General features: G+C 26.2%; 5 protein-coding genes, 2 tRNA genes and 1 pseudogene. 5 read left to right on the top strand and 3 right to left on the bottom strand.

Annotated features, from left to right (window positions below):
• Positions 1 to 230: 230 nt before the first annotated feature.
• Entirely contained in the window at positions 231 to 1,142 is a 912-nt protein-coding gene (locus Q5F54_RS11330) for a DMT family transporter (RefSeq protein WP_302334448.1), read from the bottom strand.
• Positions 1,143 to 1,282: 140 nt separating this feature from the next.
• Positions 1,283 to 1,435, bottom strand: coding sequence for a hypothetical protein (locus Q5F54_RS11325; protein ID WP_277231663.1), 153 nt, complete (start codon positions 1,433 to 1,435; stop codon positions 1,283 to 1,285).
• A gap of 231 nt (positions 1,436 to 1,666) precedes the next feature.
• Between Q5F54_RS11325 and Q5F54_RS11320 the strand changes: the two genes are divergently transcribed.
• Positions 1,667 to 1,755: transfer RNA gene (locus Q5F54_RS11320), tRNA-Ser, on the top strand.
• Between the two features lie 3 nt (positions 1,756 to 1,758).
• Positions 1,759 to 1,834: transfer RNA gene (locus tag Q5F54_RS11315), tRNA-Phe, on the top strand.
• Positions 1,835 to 1,923: 89 nt separating this feature from the next.
• Here the strand turns inward: Q5F54_RS11315 and Q5F54_RS11310 are convergent.
• The gene (locus tag Q5F54_RS11310; RefSeq protein ID WP_302334447.1) at positions 1,924 to 2,616 is read right to left on the bottom strand and encodes a heme oxygenase (biliverdin-producing); all 693 of its coding nucleotides are present in this window, start codon (positions 2,614 to 2,616) and stop codon (positions 1,924 to 1,926) included.
• Positions 2,617 to 2,827: 211 nt separating this feature from the next.
• Here Q5F54_RS11310 and trxA point away from each other — a divergent pair.
• The 3 genes and pseudogenes from trxA to Q5F54_RS11295 all read left to right on the top strand — a co-directional run.
• Positions 2,828 to 3,163: pseudogene (trxA, locus tag Q5F54_RS11305) on the top strand (thioredoxin); the annotation flags it as partial.
• Between the two features lie 269 nt (positions 3,164 to 3,432).
• Positions 3,433 to 3,687 (top strand): hypothetical protein, encoded by a 255-nt coding sequence (locus Q5F54_RS11300; protein WP_281537538.1) that lies wholly within the window; start codon positions 3,433 to 3,435, stop codon positions 3,685 to 3,687.
• A 306-nt stretch (positions 3,688 to 3,993) separates the two neighbouring features.
• On the top strand, positions 3,994 to 4,195 hold a 202-nt coding region (locus Q5F54_RS11295; protein ID WP_331562774.1), incomplete at its 3' end, for a hypothetical protein.

Raw genomic sequence — 4,195 nt, 5'->3', positions numbered from 1 at the left:
CTCATCTTATAATCACCTCTTAGTTAATATTGTACAAAAAAAGATCCCATATAGATAGACACGCTTTTTCTCGTGTCCACCATATAGGATCCATTTTAATATTTAAGATACTCTTTTACTTACTAGAAATTCACAGTTTTTGAGCAACGGATATATCTGAAGTGAGAACGAGTATATATCGTTGGCGAAATGAAATAGTTCGCCAACACGTTGCTAAATCGAAGTGAATTTTAGCAAGCAGTTTCATACTCATCTTGTACAGATTCATCACTTGATGATTTAGTTGCTATATAAGCTGATACCATCATTAAACATACTCCAAATAACTTAATAAAAGAAAAATCTTCTGAAAGTATAGTCCAACCTAATACAGATGATATTACAAGTTCTACACTAGCTAAAACACCAACTAATGATAAATCAATACCTGTGTCTATTCCTTTTAAATAGAATATATAAGCAAGTGCTGCAGTAACAACACCTAAGCTAAGTGCAAATATTAAAGCCTTAGGATTTGCTAAGCAGTTTATCATATCAACTGGTTTAGCTATAGGCAGTATAAGTATAGCTCCAAATAAGAAGCCATATATTATTAATGTAACACTATCACAGTATTTTAAAGCAGTTTTACTTATTATAGGCATGAAGGAATAAGTTATAGATGAACCAACACCTAAAAGTAACCCAAATCCATTTAAAGCTTTAAAATCTAATCTACCATTAGTAACAGCTATAAATGCTCCTATAAAACATAAAGCAAGAGATACTTTTTTTACGTTATCTATTTTTTCTTTATATATTATTCTTGAGAATAATGCTATAAATAGAGGGGAAGTATATACTAAAACTGTAGATAAAGATACTCCTATAGTTTTTACATAATTAAAATAAAACATATTAAATCCAGCTTGGCATACAAGTCCTACTAAAAGAGCAAAAATAAATCCTTTTTTGTTTATTTTTAAAATTGTTGGATTTTTAATTAATGCATATATAGTTAAAATTAAAAAGCCTACAAATAATCTTAAAAATGCTACTTGTTCGGGAATAAGACCTAAACTCATAAGTGTATTACCAAATAGTCCAAGTGTTGCCCAGCACATAGCTGCCATTAATACGAATAAATAGCCTTTTTTCTTCATATCAATACTACTTTCATTAAATTTACTATAAGATTAGTTATATCAAATTACATAGACTTTGAAAAGATAAAATCGACAAAAAAGAAAAAGTTTGCAGATAATATAAATCAGCAAACTTTTCAACTACAAATTATTAATTTTTACTTAAATTGATTAGTGTATTTTTTATTTTTATCTTCTTTACAACCACAATCATTTTTAAATTCAGGGCAAGTTCCTTCTAGCCTTTTCTTAGTTGTACAAGACATTTTTACATCACTATTACTACTAAATTTAGGTTGTTTATTTTTCATTATATTTATCCTCCAAATAATATATCTGTAATATTTATTATTAGGAAAAATATAAAAAATATTTAAGCAATAATAGGTATAAATTCCAACTCAAATATTAAAATTAAAAAAATGAACAATAATATATAAAGTATAAAATAATATGAATTTTATTATTAATTAAAAAATAAACAAAAATATGTTGAAAAAGAAAAAAATATATGATATAGTATTATTTATAAAAAAGATTACGGAGAGGTGTCCGAGTGGTTTAAGGAGCTGGTCTTGAAAACCAGTGATGCTTAACGGCACCGTGGGTTCGAATCCCACCCTCTCCGCCATAAGCCCAGATAGCTCAGTCGGTAGAGCAGGGGACTGAAAATCCCCGTGTCGGTGGTTCGATTCCGCCTCTGGGCACCAGTTAAAGCACTTACTTATGTAAGTGCTTTTTATATTTAATAAAATTTATTTTAAAAGATTTAGATATTTAAAATTTATATAAGTAATTTTTAATGATTATGTCCATGAGGGTGACCATGCCCATTGTCATGATTATTTTTATCATTTCTTTTAATAGGGTGTAGTTTTATTTCTAGTTCATTAGATATTGCTAAATTATATATATAAGCATTGTTTACTTCATTTATAAATTCTTGTTTTAAGCTGTCATCTAAGTTTATAGAACCTAACTTAGAAGCATAATTCATAGTATAGGCTTTTATATCTCCTAAATCTTTAAAATCATAGTAGTTTAAACCTTCATTATCTATTTTATATTCATTGCTAAGTAACTCATAAAAAAGTCTACCACCGAATAAGTCAGCTAGGAATCTAGTATAAGCATAGGCTACAACTAATTCAGGTTTAGAGCTAGATAGTTCCTTTATTCTAGCTATAGAAGAAACTGTTGAAGATAGTAAATTTAAAGAATTAATATTTTCACCTAATAAATATTTAATATCCTTTTCAATTAAACTAGATCTATATAATTCTTTTGTAACGAAGTCTTTTACAATTTGATTGTTACTGTTTTTATCAAGGCCATCTTCAATAGCTTTATACATTGCTGCTAGATTGTATATATATTCTGTATATCCTTCTTTAGTAGCTTTTTTATCAAGTATTCTTTTTATATACCCTGTATGTTCAGATGCACTATGTAAAGCAGAGCTAGCTTTTCTTATATTTGTCATAAATTCCATACTAATCACCTCATAAATAAAGTTAGATACAATTATGTTTTACACATAAATAAAAATTAATACTATATAAATTTTAAACATATTACTTATATTAAAATTAATTTAAAGTTTATCAATGAATGGGAAATAATTTACATAAAATAAATATGCATAGATATATAATACTGGAAATAATAAATATTAAAAGGGTAAATAATAAAATAAAAATAAGTTTAAGGAGATTTATAATATGGCACAAGTTATAAGTAGTGAAGAATTTAATAACCTTGTAGAACATATAGAAGGAATAGCAGTAGTTGACTTTTTTGCAACTTGGTGTGGACCATGTAAAATGTTAGCACCAGTATTTCAAGAAGTAGCAAATGAATTTGAGGGAAAAGCTGATTTTTATAAAATAGATATAGATGCAAGTCTTGATATAGCAAGACAATTTAGTGTAAGCACAGTACCTACAGTAATAATATTTAGAAATGGTGAACCTATAGAAAGATTAGTAGGATTTATGCCTAAAGAAAATCTAGCATCTAAAATAAAAGAATATATTTAAAAAAAAGAAAAACTCTACAAAGTTAATGCTAGCTTTGTAGAGTTTTTCTATTTTATATTAAACTGCGGCTATTTTAAGCATTACTATTAATAAAACAGTAAGTATAGTAGCTAAATACATTATAATTTAATCCATTGTTCATTATTTTTAGTAAGAAAATTGTTTATAGTAACAATTAGTCAAATAGTATCATAAAATACATAAAGGATATCTCAAAATATACTTATATAATGAGGTAGTTCCTTATTGCAACTTAAGGCGGTGTCATTATGAGAGGAAAAAATAAAAAAAATGAGAAAGTTAACAAAGTTGAAAAAGCAGTAAAAAAAGTAACGGATCCTATAGAAAAAGTAGGAAAAGAAGTTGTAAATGGAGTAGGTAACGTTGCTAAAGAAACAGTACAAGGAACTTTAAATGTAGGAAAAGAAGCTATAAAAACAGGTGCTAACATAGGAAAAGAAACTATAAATACAGGGAAAAAAGTAGGAAAAGCTGTAAAAGATACAGTTAAAGAAGGTAAATAGTCAAATAAAAGGAGTATACATAAGAATTGTATACTCTTTTTTGTTATAAAATTAGGTAAAATAAACATTAAAATTAAAAGTTCTTTAATCAAAATAGATTTTTTATATGTAGTAAAGTAACAAATTAGACTTTAAAGTCATATATATTGAGTACATATGTTTTAAAGTAAAATATTATCAATAAAAAGTACTATATAGATTATTTTAGATAAATGTTATTACTAATTTCGTTAGCTTAATTTATTAGAGGATAAGTTATAAAGCCATAGTAGATGCTCATTACAATAAAAGGAGATGTTTGTAAAAATGATAAATGAGTATAATCCAGATGAGAATAACTGTATAAATTGTGATAAATGTATTGATTGTGAAGATTGTATAAACTGCATAAACTGTATAAATTGTACAAACTGTGAAAATTGTATAAATTGTATGGATTGTATAGGTTGCAAAGAGTGTACAGATTGTAAAAATTGTACAGATTGTGATACTTGCATAAAATGTGAAA

The sequence above is a fragment of the uncultured Romboutsia sp. genome, assembly GCF_958366745.1.
Lineage (GTDB): Bacteria > Bacillota > Clostridia > Peptostreptococcales > Peptostreptococcaceae > Romboutsia > Romboutsia timonensis.
The sequence above is the reverse complement of the archived record's forward strand: the minus strand, read 5'-3'. Positions and strand labels throughout refer to the sequence as shown.

Excerpts from the sequence above, each read along its gene's own strand:
- Q5F54_RS11300 (WP_281537538.1), top strand. The coding sequence starts at position 3,433 with ATGAGAGGAAAAAATAAAAAAAATGAGAAAGTTAACAAAGTTGAAAAA.
- Q5F54_RS11325 (WP_277231663.1), bottom strand. The coding sequence starts at position 1,435 with ATGAAAAATAAACAACCTAAATTTAGTAGTAATAGTGATGTAAAAATG.
- Q5F54_RS11330 (WP_302334448.1), bottom strand. The coding sequence starts at position 1,142 with ATGAAGAAAAAAGGCTATTTATTCGTATTAATGGCAGCTATGTGCTGG.
- Q5F54_RS11310 (WP_302334447.1), bottom strand. The coding sequence starts at position 2,616 with ATGGAATTTATGACAAATATAAGAAAAGCTAGCTCTGCTTTACATAGT.